The sequence below is a fragment of the Mycobacterium sp. NGS26 genome (genome assembly GCF_059813025.1).
The window spans coordinates 1-217 of the sequence record NZ_JCALDU010000053.1; the positions used below are offsets into that span (position 1 = coordinate 1).

General features: G+C 70.0%; 1 pseudogene. It reads left to right on the plus strand.

The features are described 5' to 3' along the window. Positions 1–217 (plus strand): annotated as a pseudogene (locus AC5Y6X_RS24525) (long-chain fatty acid--CoA ligase); the annotation flags it as partial.

Below are 217 nucleotides of genomic sequence, written 5' to 3' on the forward strand. Positions count from 1 at the left end.
TCGGCGAGTTGTACGTGGCCGGTCGTGGCGTGGGCGTTGGCTACGTGCACCGTTGCGGGTTGACGGCGTCGCGGTTTGTGGCGTGCCCGTTCGGCGGGGCGGGGACGCGCATGTATCGCACCGGGGACCTGGTGTGCTGGGGCCCCGACGGGCAACTGCAATACCACGGCCGCGCCGACGAGCAGGTCAAGATCCGCGGGTATCGCATCGAGCTCGG